The organism is Psychrobacter sp. I-STPA6b, from assembly GCF_020662265.1.
Taxonomy (GTDB): domain Bacteria; phylum Pseudomonadota; class Gammaproteobacteria; order Pseudomonadales; family Moraxellaceae; genus Psychrobacter.
In genome coordinates, this window is sequence record NZ_VEWM01000082.1 from 21,401 (window position 1) to 36,145 (window position 14,745).

The window sequence follows — 14,745 nt, forward strand, 5'->3', positions numbered from 1 at the left end:
TTAGACAGCAACAGGTGCTTTAATAGCGGAATGTGACTGATAGTTTTGTACTTCAATATCGGCAAAATCAAAGGCAAAAATATCATCAATATCTGGATTAAGAGCTAAGGTGGGTAGTGGGTAAAGCGTACGTGATAACTGCTCATTGACCTGCTCAATATGATTTTGATAAATATGGCAATCGCCCCCTGTCCAGATAAACTCACCAACCTCCAGTCCAGTAACTTGTGCCACCATATGAGTGAGTAGGGCATAGCTGGCGATGTTAAATGGCACACCTAAAAATAAGTCTGCAGAACGCTGGTAAAGCTGGCAAGATAGCTTATTCTCAGCAACAAAAAACTGGAATAATGTATGACAAGGAGGCAATGCAACTTGCGTTGCCTCTGAGGGGTTCCAACCTGAGACAATCAATCGTCGTGAATTGGGGTTGGTTTTGATTTGCTCAATCAGCTCACTGATTTGGTCAACACCATCATGACGATAATTGCCATTATCATCTTTGCTTGCCCCATAGTTACGCCATTGATGACCATAAATAGGGCCTAAATCTCCTTCACTACGTCCAAAACGGGCAGTTTGTTCAGCCGTTGCCCATTCATTCCAAATACGTACGCCATGCTGTTGTAAATACTCAACGTGGGTATCACCTTTTAAAAACCACAGCAGTTCATACACTATCGACTTAAAGTGTACTTTTTTAGTTGTCAGTAGCGGAAAGCCATCATTTAAGTCAAAGCGTAATTGAGCGCCAAAGTGGCTTAGTGTACCAGTTCCTGTTCTATCACCTTTGAGCGTACCATTGGCTAATACAAATCGTAATAAGTCTAAATAGGCTTGTTCATTGCGCTGATTGTAGAGGGCAGTGATGTCTTGTGTTTTGCTATGGTTCATACATTACCTCCTGCATACTTGCCCCAGTCATAGATATTGCGACGGTAGGCATAAATCATCATTATCAAACCTAAGATAATCATCGGTGCTGTTAAAATCTGTCCTTTAGTCATCCAGTCAAACAAAATAAATCCTTGGTCATAGTCAGGCTGACGGAAAAACTCAATGGTAAAGCGACTGATGCCATAGCCTAATAAAAAGAGTGCAGTAACTGCCATACGTGGGCGTGGTTTTGCAGAATATAGCCATAAAATGATAAAGAGTAATAACCCTTCTGCAAATGCCTCATAAAGTTGAGAGGGGTGACGAGGCAGTAAATAATGTCCATTTACTTCCATCATTAGCGCTTGTAGGCTTGGGTTGCTATTAATGAGCTCAGCATCAAAACTGGCGGCTTGAGGGAAATAAGTTAGCCAGTTATAGCCACCATCAGAGACTCTGCCCCATAGCTCACCATTGATATAATTACCAATCCGCCCAAATAACAGTCCAGTTGGAACACATGGCACAATAAAGTCTAATACTGCAAAGATGGGTTTTTTATGCTTATAGGCGAAGTAACACATGGCGAGTGCAACACCGATAAAGCCTCCATGAAAAGACATACCGCCTTCCCAGACCTGAAATAAATACACTGGATTTTGTAAGAACTTATCAAACTGGTAAAATAGTACATAACCTATACGACCGCCTAAAATGACACCAAGCGCCCCAAAAAAGACCAAATCTGATACCATGTCACTGTCCCAGCCGGGGCGTTTATGGCTACGGTATAATGCCAGTGCATAGGCCGTTGCAAAAGCCAATAAATACATTATACCGTACCAATGTACAGAAATAGGCCCTAAAGACAGTGCCACGGGGTCAAACTGTGGGTGAGTACTTATCATCATAAAATTGTCATCATAAAGTTGCCCAAGATATCATGTCAATGATAACAAAATTCATATTGGACATGTTACTATTGAAATGGGTTATTTCTATAATATCCAGAAATATTCAAAGAAGACTCAAGGTAAAATACAATGTGTATTGTCGCCATTGCTTGGCAACTATTTGATAACTTGCCATTGGTACTGCTTTCAAACCGTGATGAATTTTTTCAGCGTCCGACACAGCAGACACAACAATGGACAGATATGCCCATCTTTGCAGGACGTGATCAACAAAGCCATGGTACATGGTTAGGGTATCAACAACTGGCTGATGGTCGGCAAAATGGACGTTGGGCAACTGTACTTAATTTTCGGGATGGTATTCCAGCAACGCCTGAGCAACGCTCACGGGGTGAGTTGGTGACTGAGTTTTTGAATTCATCACTATCTCCCATTGCTTTTGCCCGTCAGCTTAACTTGCAAGATTATGCAGGGTTTAACCTAATCGTTGGTGATGAGAAACAAGCCGTTGTGGTCAATAATAGAGGCTATCCACCGACGCCATTATTTGCTGGACTGCATGTGTTTTCTAATGGTCAGCCAGAGAGTGAGTGGTTTAAATGTGAGCGTCTGCGTGGACGAGTGCGTCAAGAAGTATTGCCGTTAATTGCGGAGGATAGTCAGGTAGACTACTGGAAAGATGCCAGCTTTGATGTGTTGTCTGATACCCAGCAAGCCCCAGATGGACAGTTGCCTAGTACAGGTATTGCCCCAGAAATAGAGCAAGCATTATCCTCGGTATTTATTCAGCCTTTTGTCATGCCAAATAATAGCCATTATGGTACACGTACCCAAAGTATTTTATATATGCAGTCATTACAAGAGTTTGTAAAACTGGCATTAATCACTAATGAATTGACTGAAAAATAGCATTGATGGGTGTGAATCATAGAAAAAGCCGTACTCACATCAATATGAGTATGGCTTTTGCTATGATGTATGATTTATTGTGAAAGTGTTAACTGTCTACTAATAAATGATTACTTTTTTTAGGTAGTATGAGCTCCTGACGCAAAGGTACTTCATGAGCCAACTCTTGTAACGCTCGGCGATAGACACCACGTTTAAAATAAACGACCTGTCCTAAAGGGTACCAATAACTCACCCACTCCCAGTGGTCAAACTCTGGCTTTGATGTATCAAAGCGGATATGTTCGGTGTTTGGTTCATCTAGCTGTAGCAAAAACCATTTTTGTTTTTGCCCAATACATAAGGGATACTGTCCACGGCGCACATAGCGTTTTGGCAGACGATATCTAAGCCAGTCTTTAGTGACTGCTAGTAGCTGGACATGGTGCGGATATAATCCGACCTCTTCCCAAAGCTCTCGATACATAGCGTCAAGTGGAGTCTCCCCTTGATCAATGCCCCCTTGCGGGAACTGCCATGAATCATGTCCAATACGTTTTGCCCACAGAACTTGTCCTTTTGTATTCGCCAAGATGATACCAACATTGGCTCGAAAGCCATCTGTATCAATCATGACAATAACCTTAAAAATTGTTGAAAAAAGGCTTAGCTTCTTATGACTGGCACAGGTAGCATAAATAATTTATGGTTATAATAATAGGGCGCTGTGTGCCAATCAGGCAGATAAACTAAGTTTCATTACCTCTATTAAACCAATAAATAGCATAAATGTGTAACTCTATTTTGCTATAAATTGTTTCACAACGTATTTTTCTTAAAAATATACGTAAAATTAAACATTTATGGTTTAATGAATAGAACTGCTGAGCCTTATATTTTTTTAGATATATGCTACACTGGCAGTTTTGGTGGGTTTGGTATAATTTTGCTAAGATTGGTTGTGATGATGCCATAATTAGCAAATTGAAAGTAGTAATTATGTCGCAGTTATAAAGTGGCGAATATTAAGTATTAACTAAGAAACTGCATTGCATCCATAAAAAGTTTTAGAAATTAAGGAAAAGATGATGACAGATAACAACAATAGCACTCAAGCTAAACCAGCCATGCAGGCAACTGTTGCATGGCAAGACAATGTGAGCTTTATTGGTACAGCACCATCAGGTCATGAAGTGATGATTGATGCTGATAAGCAAAAAGGTGCAAGTCCGATGGAGCTGATATTGCTTGGTTTGGGTGGTTGTGCCAGTTATGATGTGGTGACCATCTTGCAAAAAGCGCGTCAAGCAGTAGAGGATGTACGTTGTGAGCTATCAGCAAGACGGGCAGACAGTGTGCCGGCTGTATATACTGACATTCATCTACACTTTGTAGTTACAGGGTCTGATGTGAAAGAGAAGCAAGTTGAGAAAGCTATTGAGCTGTCTGCAGAAAAATACTGCTCAGCCAGTCGTATGTTGGCACAAGGTGGTGTGACAATCACTCATGACTTTGAGATTATATCGATTTAAGGTAAGTAGTTTATGTCTGGTCTTTTTAGAATAATCTCAGACTCAGCTTCTTTAGCTATTTGGGCAATGTTGACTGCAAGTTTATTGCCATTAGGCTTTGCGTGGTTGGCTAAGGCATTGGCAGGATTTCGATTGTCAGATAATGCTGAGCCACGGGTGTTTTTACAGCAGACCACAGGTATGGCACGACGTGCTAATGCCGTTCAGCAAAATAGCTATGAGACACTACCAGTATTTTTAGCATCGGTTATCATAGCGATGTGGTTTTATGTGCCTCAGCCTATAGTCAATGGTTTGGCATGGTTATATGTCATCATACGTGTGCTATATGGCGGGGCATATATTGCCAACCTGCCAACGTTACGCTCGATATTATGGGTGTTGTCAATGGCATGCTGTATGATGCTATTTTATTTTTCGATTTATATTTTGAATTAGATGAACTGGTTTATATTTTACAACGAAGATGGTTGTTTCACAGGCTCTAAATTGCTTTGCAGAATATCTATAATATATTTAAGCTGTTTTTCTCGCTTTATCTGCTCCCATAGTATGTGTGCTTCTGGATAACCTTTACTCAGCATACCTAGCCATTGTTTATAACGTCCAATGAGCACTTTGTCATTTTTGGCATCCCCTTGTAAAAAGGCAATTTGGTAAGGTACTAACTGTTGCCAAGATAGCTCAATGTTTGAATCATCAATCTGGGCAATTAAGTCAGGACGAGTGACTGCACCACGCCCAAGCATCAGATGGGGCGTATTTGCTTGATTGATACATTGTGTGGCATGTGCTGGATTCCAAATCTCACCATTTGCGATAATTGGGATTGCTAGCTGGCTAAAATTAGCAATTTTTTCCCAGTAGGCAGGTGGTTTATAGCCTTGGGTTTTGGTACGGGCATGAATAGTGAGCCAATCTGCCCCACTGTCTGCAATGGCTTGACGGATATCATTCATATTATTGCTATCTGTATAGCCAAGTCGGATTTTTGCTGAAACAGGAATCTGACTTGGAACAGCCAAACGCACAGCATTGATGATATCTCGTATTAAACTGGGCTCATCTAATAACACAGAGCCACCACGATGGTTGTTCACCGTTTTGGCAGGACAGCCAAAGTTTAAGTCAATCGCTACTGTACCTAAATCACACGCTACTTGTGCAGTTTCAGCAAGTAATATTGGGTCGCTACCAAGCAGTTGTATATGAATGGGTGTGCCAGAAGATGTTTTGCTTGCAGTGTATAACTCAGGCACATATTTATAAAACACATGTGCTGGCAGGACATGCTGAGTGACTCGAATAAACTCACTCACACACCAGTCATAAGGGCGTCCTAAGTCTGTGGCAATTTGAGTCAAAACCTGACGCATTAGAGGGTCAGTTAAACCTTCCATTGGGGCAAGTAGACGCACTGGATGGGAGAACAAGGTGCTGATATTGCTGTTATTAGGTGTTGATACTATCATTTAAGTCCCATGAACATTTAATTCCCATAAATCACTTTTTTGCCTGATTTTAGTCCCGAAATTAAATCACTGATATGATGAATGTCTAAGTTACTTTGCGCCCGAGTGCATGCCACATACAATAAACGTAGCTCTTCTGGGCTAATTTTGACCCCATGAGTAGTAACATCATAATAGAAGTCATCATCCAGTTGTACCCGTGACCATTCTAAACCCTTGGCTTTATGCGCTGTAGAGATGACATAGTCAGCATCCTGTGCGGTAGTTAAGCTGTTGACTGCTTGGGTGATGATGTCTGTACCGTGGTCATCTACCAGCTTGACCAATGTTTTGAGGTCACTGCCTTCATTGGTTTCGGAGTAATCTTGTACATCTGTCCAGTTATAAAAATAAGCCAGCTCAGGTACGCCATAAGCAGACTTACCTTGTTTGAGATTTTCGGCTGCTTGGCAAAATTTGAGCATACGCTCAGTATCTGCTTGTAGGGCGACTTTATGTCCAAGCTTTAGTCCAATAAGAAGCTGGGTCATGGCTGCTGCATTGGTACGGCATAAGATGGCATCTTTTTTTCCGTGTAATAGGGATTTGCTTAACGTTGAGCGTTTTTCTGGATTACCTTTTAAAGGTACTTCTTCTTGGAGTGCTGTAAGTAATAAATTAGCAACATCTGCGATAGATTCACCGAAGCGGAAAGATTGCGTTAAGAGGGTTTGTGGTAGAGGCAGTTTTTTCATGGCATTGACTGCGCCTCGCCATTCATAAATTTGTTGGTGGGCATCGCCGACATAAATGACTTGTCGGGGTTGCTGAGTCAAAATTCCCATCATTAATGGGTCAGCATCTTGTGCTTCATCAAATAAGATAAAGTCAGCAGGTATGGTAGGTTTAGATAGCGCCCATAGTTTTAGATAAATATCATGACCAATGCCAGCAGGATGGCGTGGGTCGATAGACTGTAGCCAACGTTGCTCAACAGATGGATATAGTTGTTCACGTAATTGCTCTTTATCAGACTCACTCATCCAGTTGGGAAGTGTTAAATGGCGTGGTGCAGGGTAGCTGGCATGAGTGCTACAAAAATAACTCACTGCATCACTGACAAAACGGGCTTGACGTGCGGGTGTTAGATTAACAAATTTGCTTTTGCCCTCAATTTGACGGCGTACTTGGATGGTTTGCAACCCTAAATCATCCCCCAAGCGTTTTGGAGAAAAGCGAGGTAAGGATAATTTAGCAGTAATATCACGGTCAACATGACGATATGCTAGGGAATGGAAGGTGCGACATTCCACATGATGAGGAAAGCGCTGTCTGGCCTCATTGGCGATGGCTTTGTTAAAAGCCAAATATAGACCACGTCCACGCAGGCGCTCACCAATCAGACTCAGTGTTGTTGTTTTACCAGCACCAGCATAGGCAACGACTTTAAAGGACTGACCGTCCATTGCCATATTTAGTGCAGCAAGCTGTTCCTCAGTGGGTGCTTGCATATAATTTGGGAGGCTATTGGATGTGGGCATATCAGGATATCAAAGAGTCATGGGGTTATTTTGGCGAGAGGTTGATAGTTGGATGTGTTTTATCAGAAACAGCACTCATTAATAGTATCAACTATGTTGTAAAAAAAAGCCATTGAAGAAGCAATGGCTTAGGAGAAAGATTGTTGCATTCTTTAACTAAATATAAGTTTTCTCTATTTTTAGTATAACAGAAGGCTTGTGGTAGTGCCTGTAAAATCTTTATATTGTCTGATATCTCAGTTTTACTTTTAACCAGTTTATTGGTTACTGCCTTTTAAAGATTGAGTCAGTTTCTTGCCCTCAGCATCTACTAAGAAACAGGCTACTTCCCGATCATCAGCTTGCCAGCTTTCTTCTGTTGGGTGTAAATATGACATTTCATAAATAGAGTCTTCATATGACTTACCAATATATTGCTGAAAGGCTTGAGTACACTTTTCAAAAGCCTCTTCCTCTAGGGTCTCATCATCAGGTAATGTCTGATTTGTTAAATTGAATGTATAAAATATTTCATAATCATGTGGTTTTGTACAGTCACGCACAGGTACACTACTAACCTGATCTTCAGTATATATATCAGAGTCGCTAGGGTCATTAAAGCACATACCGACTTTGAGGCTAAAGACATCTTCTTGATCCAGCCCAAGAGTCTCTACAGCCTGTTCTTTTTGGCTCTCAGAACAGCCAGTAGCTAAAATACTTATAGAAAGTATGGCAGTCATAAAAAGGGTCATTGTTTTTAAAGAAAGTAGTCGCATAAGTTTTATTCCCTTATCATTGTTTTATTTAATCAAATCAAGATGAACTCTTAATAATTATCATTATTGTATCGAAAGTTTGTATGGATTGTTACTATATTTTTACAAAAAATCATACCAAATAAATCGGAGACTATTGAACAATTACTCCCTCAGGCTATTATTAAATATTAGGGCTGTTGATATAAAAAATCAGCTGAAAACATAGACTTGATTCAGAAAAAATTTAGAGTGCATCTGACTCAGCAGTAGATATAGCTTGTTTTTGTCTGACCAGTAGGCGAGCCATTACCAAACCTAACTCAAATAGTAATATCATCGGAATGGCTAACATAAACATAGTAGGTACATCTGGTGGTGACATTACACCAGCAGCAGCAAAACAGGCAACTATGACATAGCGACGTTTATCTTGTAGTGAAGCAATGGAGATAATACCCGTTAATACCAATATTAATACCAGTACTGGTATCTCAAATGTAATACCAAATATCATACATAGCTTTGTTACAAAGCTAAGATAGCTATCAATATCTGTCATTGGTAATACATTATCTGGAGAAAATAAAATAAAGAACTTTAAAGCACCTTGTAAGACAACAAAGTAGGCAAAAGCAACACCAACATAAAATAAAATAATAGAAGATAATAAAATCGGAATGGCAATGCGTTTCTCATGTCGGTATAGACCAGGTGCAACAAAAGACCAGATCTGATACAGGATATAAGGCATAGACAAAAATGCTGCCACAAATAGAGACAGCCTGATGGGTGCCATAAAGTTTGAGGTAATGTCTGTTGCAATCATGGTTGAGTTTTTTGGCAGCAACTCTACCAAAGGGTGAGCGACAAAATCATATAACTCACGAGAAAACCCTGCCAAGGCTAAAAATACCACAATAACACAGATAAAAATCTTGATAAGGTGAGCGCGAAGCTCAATCAAATGCTCAGTTAATGGCATATCACCAGTATCATTGGTAGTATTTATCTCTGTTTTTTTATTATGACGATGTTTGATTAGCCCCACGAGTTATTCTCCTGAGTTTCTTGAGATAACATTTCTTGAGATAACCTTGCTGTATCTGTTGATACTGTTGGGCTGGTATATAATAAAGGATCAGCTTGATAGCTGGGTAAAAAAGGTGCAGGCGGAAGTCGTCGAGCCTTATCATACTCCCCTAGTCGAAACCACATGTTTTCCCAAGGCTTGGTGCTATATACAGGTTGGACAGTGACTGCCTCTGGCGGTGTATCATTATCTTCAGTCTGAGAGACCGTGTTAGTTACCTGAGGTGACAATCTATGTAGTGATGAGGTGTTCTCTTGGGCTTGAGTGATGGGTTGGGAGGGAGATAGTGCCTGTGCGGTCTGTTGATTTTGGGTTTGCTCAAATTGAGCAATACTACCTCGAAGCTGTGCCATTTCCCGCTTCATATCAGTTTCTGCTTGTTTAATTTTTTCCAGCTCTTTTTGTAGCTGTTGTCGTGTCTCTGCCAAATCTAGCTCAGCTTCCATTTCTGCTTGTATGGTACTAATGGTACGGCGAATTTTTGCATAGTATTTACCAGCAGTACGTACTGCCTGTGGCAATTTCTCTGGACCTAATACAATTAATGCAATGGCAGTAAATAGTAGAAGCTCAGTAAATCCAATATCAAACATAGTTTATCAACCACAATACAGCATGACACTTATAAAAAGATTTATTAGACTTGATGCTGGTCTTTTACTTTGACATCTTCTACGGGTGTTTCTGTCTTTTCATGGTCAAGCACACGGTGCTTATTGGCATGGGCAGTATCTTCATCTTTGACTGCATCTTTAAAGCCTTTGACCGCACTGCCCAAATCTTTACCCGCATTTTTGAGTTTTGCTGTGCCAAATACTAAGACTGCGATACCTAGAATAATTAAAAGTTGTAGAGGGGATAAGCTCATGGTGCGTTCCTTTATCAATCACAGTAATTAGTGAGAATATCAGTTATTTTGTTGCATCTCGAGATGCCTTCTCTGCCAGTCCTGACAGTCCAAAGCGTCGTGCAAGCTCTGCCAGAATACGCTCCGACCCGATATTAAACCATGCCAATGTGACTAACGTATGAAACCACACATCGGCTATTTCATATATTAGCTCATGCTGAGCATCTAGTATATCGTTAGAAGTATTTGCTGTGTCATTTTCTTGCAATGATGCCATCTTTTGTCGAATTTGCTCAAAGTCTTTAGCAGCAATGATACATTCCACTGCTTCTTCACCAACTTTTTCTAAAATTTTATTAAGTCCCTTATGATATAGGCTAGCGACGTAAGAAGTATCGGCATCGGCTTGCTTACGCTCTGCTAAAACAGCATCAAGTTGCTGGAGGACATGGTTGGTATCTGCTTGAGTGTCAGAGTATTCATTATCTGTTTGTATAGACTCACTATGAGCAGTACCTTCGCCATATATAGATTCAGGGTCCTTGAGTATCGGTGCAACTGTTTGCCATGTTGGCTGTGAGCCAGAGCAGTCTAATCGACGATAAAAACAGGATTGACGTCCTGTATGGCAAGCAATACCGCCCACTTGAGTCACGGATAGTACAATCACATCTGCATCACAATCTAGATAAATATCATGTACTTTTTGAGTATGCCCAGAAGTCTCACCTTTGTGCCATAGCTTGTTGCGCGAGCGTGAAAAATATACAGCAGTTTTAGATTGAGCCGTTAGTGTCAGTGCTTCTGCATTCATCCATGCCATCATCAAAATCTCACCAGAATGGTGGTCTTGAGCGATTGCTGGTATCAGCCCGTCTTGGTTAAACGTGACATGAGCCAGCCAAGCAGGTAAAGAAGAGTCTTCAGTCAGTGAATTTAACATAGAGGTGGCAGACATGGGGAAATCCTGATAGCAAAGTAAATTAGGGGTTTTTTAAGAGAGTACAGTGAGGTGTATAGTTTAACAAAAATTATGCTAATAGCAGATATGTAAATATCGAACTGAATCGTCGTCAACATCATATAGCTTACTAGAATTAACTTGTTTAGATAAAGCCATATACTTTATATACTAATGACTTAAATGTGACTTTTACATAGGGTATATAGAAAGGATGCTTAAAGAAACAAAGTAAAAAATAAAATTATAAAAGAGAGCTACGCTCAGTTGTCATTCATAAAGAAGTATATAATAGATTGGTCTCATCTGTATTTATATTGGAATGATTAAATACAAATAACCTTTCTTTCAAACAGCATGAAAAAGACAGCTTAGCATAGTAAAACAGTAAGGAATAATTCACAGTATGAAGTAATATGATTAATAATAACCGTAAAACTAAGTCAGTGAGGTAATATAAAAAATAGCTAGGAAAAAGATGAAAGGCAGATAAAAATGAGAGTACCTACCTTAACTTACGACACTGTATAGAATAATAAAACTATAACCCTTCTATTTCAAATGGGCGAATATCTAGAGCTTCAAGCATAGTTTCATTTAAGGTAATGACTTGATTTAGTCGATAATCGTAACAAACAAAACCCATCTGGGCTTTCGCTACTAAAGAAGTATCAAACATCCGTGATACTTTAATGATAATATCTCCACCTTCGTGATTTAAGTTGCGTACGCCAACTTCGTATAGCAGTTCTTCACGTGCTCTTGCTCGACTAATGACATTAACTGCAATATCATTGACAATCAATCCTTGATAGTCAGCATTGACTTCTTTAATACCCCGTGAATAAAAAAAGCGAGTACGTGCTTCTACCAATGATGCTGTTAAGGCCTCAATGGTCATATGTTGTCCCATATCTGTTTCTGTACCACGTACCCGCATAACCGTCTCAAAGACGAAGGCACTATCAACAAGCTCAATATTCATTTTTGTCATAGTCATCTCCTATGATTTGTTCCCATCTACAGTATTGCCATTTTGAACATATTTTATAACGCAAAATTGACAGAGTTATGAAGAGTTGCTTACATTTTGGGTAGTATGAATACTTGCCTACCTAAATGAGATTTTATCTCAAAAAGAGTGTTATCATACAAGTTATATCTGGATTGTAAAGCCAAATTGTATTTTTCTATATCAGTATGGGTTAACTGTAACAACATTTTACTGTATAAATCCAGCAAAAAGTTTCGTAAATGGTCATTTTATCCGACAAAGTGTGTCATTTTTCTTCAAAAAACTGTTTTAGAGCTTGTTTTTTATGATTCGCATACTAGACTTAACTATTTTATAAGATATTGTGATAAATTATGTATTCCATGTTTTTATATCCAATAAATACAATATGGTCTAATTGGAATATATTGGCTTGGCGAAAGTATACACAATTGTTCGCTTTAATTAAAGTTGTAAAAAGTATTTGAATAAAGACATCTTTATCATAAAAACTTATAGCAAGTTGTGTAGATTTTTGCTAAAATCTCGCCTCCCACCTCAAGGTAGTAATGAGTGGCTACTGGCTTTCTTACTTAAAGTATTTAATAAGACAGTCTATTGGTTGACTTAATACTAACAAACAGGTTCTTAAAATCCTGCCTGACCAGATATTAGCATTTGCTAGGTTGTGGCAATAAGAGAAAGAGGCTTTCTATGAAAAACAAGATCAAAACCAAACGTGGTGCTGCTAAGCGTTTTAAAAAAACTGCTAGTGGTTTTAAGCGTAAGCAAGCATACAAACGCCATATTTTGACCAAAAAGTCTCCTAAGCGCATTCGCCAATTGCGTGGCACTAAGCTAGTACACGTCTCAGACGTTGCTGCGGTTCGCCGTATGTGTCCTTATCTTTAAGACATTATTCTTTAAGACTCACAATATTGACGATATTTTTTTAATTTAGGAGTAATTTATGGCTCGTGTAAAACGTGGTGTACAGGCAAGTCGCCGTCACAAAAAAATCTTAAAACGTGCAAAAGGCTATTATGGCGCACGCTCACGTGTGTATCGTGTAGCAGTACAGGCAGTTACTAAAGCAGGACAATATGCTTACCGTGACCGCCGTAACAAAAAGCGTTCATTCCGCCGTTTGTGGATTGCTCGTATCAATGCTGGTGCGCGTCAAAATGGCTTAAGCTATAGCCGTTTTATCAATGGCTTGAAAAAAGCAAACATTGAAATTGATCGCCGTGTATTGGCTGATATTGCAATGCATGATGCAGCTACCTTCACTGTATTGACTGAAAAAGCAAAAGCTGCTTTATCATAAATCAGGCGTGAAGCAAAAGTTCTATTGATATATACAACTGAGCCATCGTTCAACGATGGCTTTTTTGTATGTGATAGTAGTGCATAGGGTTTGTATAGCTTGCCTTCTTTGTAGGAAAAAATTAGTTGGCTGATATGATGACAGTAAAATAATCCATTAGAGATATTAAGCTGATAGAATCAATTTTTAATAGACTCTATATCCCCTGCAAATATTGGCTAACAGGGCGAATATTTCACAGACCCTAGATAATATATCTTATTTGTCTTATTTGCTTGGAAGCCATGTAAATGATTTGCATTATTTAGGTAAATCTTTACAATTAATCATTGTATAATTTTTTTGTTATTGTGCTGTATTATTGTTCTATATAACTTTCAATCCGCCGTAACACTAACCTACTATGATAGTTATGATAAACATGGGAATTTTATTGTATTCCCTATTTTTTATTAGCATTTTATTGATGTAAGAATTGAGAGTCATTTTTATGAGTCACACCGCTGTTACCCAATCTCCCTCAGATATCGTGGCACAGTTGCCAGCTATGTCTGAGACATTAAGTACGCTCGATCAGGCGCAGTTACAAGGCTATGCTCAAGCGGTTGAAAATGCCATTACAACCATACAAACAACAGCCGATTTACAGCAGTTGCGTGTGTTATTGACAGGAAAGAAAAGTGCTTTAACTGCTTGGTCAAAGCAGATGGGTAAGCTTAGTGCTGATGATAAAAAACAGTATGGTGCTTGGCTACATGAAGTTCGTACCCGTATCCAAGAGAAGCTAACCCAACAACAACAAGTGTTAGAAGAAAAAGCACTGAATGCTAAGCTGGAGGCTGAGCGGATTGATATTACTTTGCCAGCACGAGGACAGAAAAAAGGACAGCTTCACCCGATTACGATGACAACTCAGCGTATGCAACAGTTCTTTACTCAGGCTGGGTTTAATGTGGCAACAGGTCCAGAAGTAGAGAGTGACTATTATAACTTTGAAGCGCTAAATATTCCTGAGCATCATCCAGCTCGAGCGATGCATGATACTTTTTATTTTGATGCCCATTATTTACTGCGTACACATACCAGTCCCGTCCAGATTCGGACGATGAAAAATAATGAACCACCCATACGGATTATCTGTCCTGGTCGGGTATATCGCTGTGATTCAGACCAGACACATTCTCCGATGTTTCATCAGTTAGAAGGGTTGATGGTGACTAAGCAGACGACGTTTGCAGAGTTAAAAGGGCTGATTATTGAATTTTTAAACGCCTTTTTTGCTAAAGAATTGACGGTACGTTTTCGCCCATCCTTTTTCCCATTTACTGAGCCATCTGCTGAGGTGGATATATTGGCGGATAATGGTAAATGGCTTGAAGTCATGGGATGCGGTATGGTACATCCGCAAGTGTTAGAAAATTGTGGTATTGATTCGCAAGTGTATACTGGCTTTGCCTTTGGTATGGGGATTGAGCGCTTCGCAATGTTGTATTATGGCATTGATGACTTGCGACTATTCTTCCAAAATGATGTGCGCTTTTTACGCCAGTTTGGATAGTTATTGGTTGCTGTATCTAAGTG

Annotated in this window: 17 protein-coding genes; 6 read left to right on the forward strand and 11 right to left on the reverse strand. The window is 39.5% G+C overall.

Going from position 1 to position 14,745, the window contains the following annotated elements:
- Both FHK88_RS11455 and lgt read right to left on the reverse strand, forming a co-directional pair.
- The gene (locus FHK88_RS11455) at positions 1-894 is read right to left on the reverse strand and encodes a thymidylate synthase (RefSeq protein ID WP_227430884.1); all 894 of its coding nucleotides are present in this window, start codon (positions 892-894) and stop codon (positions 1-3) included.
- Positions 891-1,784 (reverse strand): prolipoprotein diacylglyceryl transferase, encoded by an 894-nt coding sequence (gene lgt / locus FHK88_RS11460; RefSeq protein ID WP_413680509.1) that lies wholly within the window; start codon positions 1,782-1,784, stop codon positions 891-893. Before lgt ends, FHK88_RS11455 begins: the two co-directional genes overlap by 4 nt.
- A gap of 135 nt (positions 1,785-1,919) precedes the next feature.
- On the opposite strand from lgt, the gene FHK88_RS11465 reads away from it, so the two are divergent.
- Entirely contained in the window at positions 1,920-2,699 is a 780-nt protein-coding gene (locus FHK88_RS11465) for an NRDE family protein (protein ID WP_227430886.1), read from the forward strand.
- A gap of 88 nt (positions 2,700-2,787) precedes the next feature.
- On the opposite strand, the gene FHK88_RS11470 is transcribed toward FHK88_RS11465, so the two are convergent.
- Positions 2,788-3,312 carry an RNA pyrophosphohydrolase gene (locus tag FHK88_RS11470; protein ID WP_227430887.1) on the reverse strand — a complete coding sequence of 175 codons (525 nt, stop codon included), beginning with the start codon at positions 3,310-3,312 and terminating at the stop codon, positions 2,788-2,790.
- A gap of 493 nt (positions 3,313-3,805) precedes the next feature.
- Between FHK88_RS11470 and FHK88_RS11475 the strand changes: the two genes are divergently transcribed.
- Both FHK88_RS11475 and FHK88_RS11480 read left to right on the forward strand, forming a co-directional pair.
- On the forward strand, positions 3,806-4,210 hold the full coding sequence (locus FHK88_RS11475; protein WP_227430924.1) for an OsmC family protein: 405 nt from the start codon (positions 3,806-3,808) through the stop codon (positions 4,208-4,210).
- Between the two features lie 12 nt (positions 4,211-4,222).
- Positions 4,223-4,648 (forward strand): MAPEG family protein, encoded by a 426-nt coding sequence (locus tag FHK88_RS11480; RefSeq protein WP_227430888.1) that lies wholly within the window; start codon positions 4,223-4,225, stop codon positions 4,646-4,648.
- A gap of 17 nt (positions 4,649-4,665) precedes the next feature.
- Here the strand turns inward: FHK88_RS11480 and FHK88_RS11485 are convergent, their stop codons facing one another.
- From FHK88_RS11485 to FHK88_RS11520, 8 genes are all read right to left on the reverse strand, one after another.
- Positions 4,666-5,682: a tRNA dihydrouridine synthase gene (locus FHK88_RS11485; RefSeq protein WP_227430889.1), complete on the reverse strand. Its 1,017-nt coding sequence runs from the start codon at positions 5,680-5,682 to the stop codon at positions 4,666-4,668.
- A gap of 17 nt (positions 5,683-5,699) precedes the next feature.
- Entirely contained in the window at positions 5,700-7,202 is a 1,503-nt protein-coding gene (locus FHK88_RS11490) for a UvrD-helicase domain-containing protein (RefSeq protein ID WP_227430890.1), read from the reverse strand.
- 257 nt (positions 7,203-7,459) lie between these two features.
- Positions 7,460-7,924 (reverse strand): septum formation family protein, encoded by a 465-nt coding sequence (locus FHK88_RS11495; RefSeq protein ID WP_227430891.1) that lies wholly within the window; start codon positions 7,922-7,924, stop codon positions 7,460-7,462.
- Between the two features lie 262 nt (positions 7,925-8,186).
- Entirely contained in the window at positions 8,187-8,924 is a 738-nt protein-coding gene (tatC, locus tag FHK88_RS11500) for a twin-arginine translocase subunit TatC (RefSeq protein WP_227430925.1), read from the reverse strand.
- Positions 8,925-8,980: 56 nt separating this feature from the next.
- The gene (gene tatB, locus FHK88_RS11505; RefSeq protein ID WP_227430892.1) at positions 8,981-9,625 is read right to left on the reverse strand and encodes a Sec-independent protein translocase protein TatB; all 645 of its coding nucleotides are present in this window, start codon (positions 9,623-9,625) and stop codon (positions 8,981-8,983) included.
- A gap of 44 nt (positions 9,626-9,669) precedes the next feature.
- The gene (locus tag FHK88_RS11510) at positions 9,670-9,900 is read right to left on the reverse strand and encodes a Sec-independent protein translocase subunit TatA (protein WP_227430893.1); all 231 of its coding nucleotides are present in this window, start codon (positions 9,898-9,900) and stop codon (positions 9,670-9,672) included.
- Positions 9,901-9,943: 43 nt separating this feature from the next.
- Positions 9,944-10,840, reverse strand: coding sequence for a bifunctional phosphoribosyl-AMP cyclohydrolase/phosphoribosyl-ATP diphosphatase HisIE (gene hisIE / locus FHK88_RS11515; RefSeq protein WP_227430894.1), 897 nt, complete (start codon positions 10,838-10,840; stop codon positions 9,944-9,946).
- Positions 10,841-11,384: 544 nt separating this feature from the next.
- Positions 11,385-11,837 (reverse strand): acyl-CoA thioesterase, encoded by a 453-nt coding sequence (locus FHK88_RS11520; RefSeq protein WP_227430895.1) that lies wholly within the window; start codon positions 11,835-11,837, stop codon positions 11,385-11,387.
- Positions 11,838-12,551: 714 nt separating this feature from the next.
- Here FHK88_RS11520 and rpmI point away from each other — a divergent pair.
- The 3 genes from rpmI (at position 12,552) to pheS (ending at position 14,722) form a co-directional block, all read left to right on the forward strand.
- Positions 12,552-12,749 (forward strand): 50S ribosomal protein L35, encoded by a 198-nt coding sequence (gene rpmI / locus FHK88_RS11525; protein WP_227430896.1) that lies wholly within the window; start codon positions 12,552-12,554, stop codon positions 12,747-12,749.
- Between the two features lie 58 nt (positions 12,750-12,807).
- Positions 12,808-13,164, forward strand: coding sequence for a 50S ribosomal protein L20 (gene rplT, locus FHK88_RS11530; protein WP_227430897.1), 357 nt, complete (start codon positions 12,808-12,810; stop codon positions 13,162-13,164).
- 547 nt (positions 13,165-13,711) lie between these two features.
- Positions 13,712-14,722 carry a phenylalanine--tRNA ligase subunit alpha gene (pheS, locus tag FHK88_RS11535; RefSeq protein WP_413680511.1) on the forward strand — a complete coding sequence of 337 codons (1,011 nt, stop codon included), beginning with the start codon at positions 13,712-13,714 and terminating at the stop codon, positions 14,720-14,722.
- Positions 14,723-14,745 lie beyond the last annotated feature (23 nt).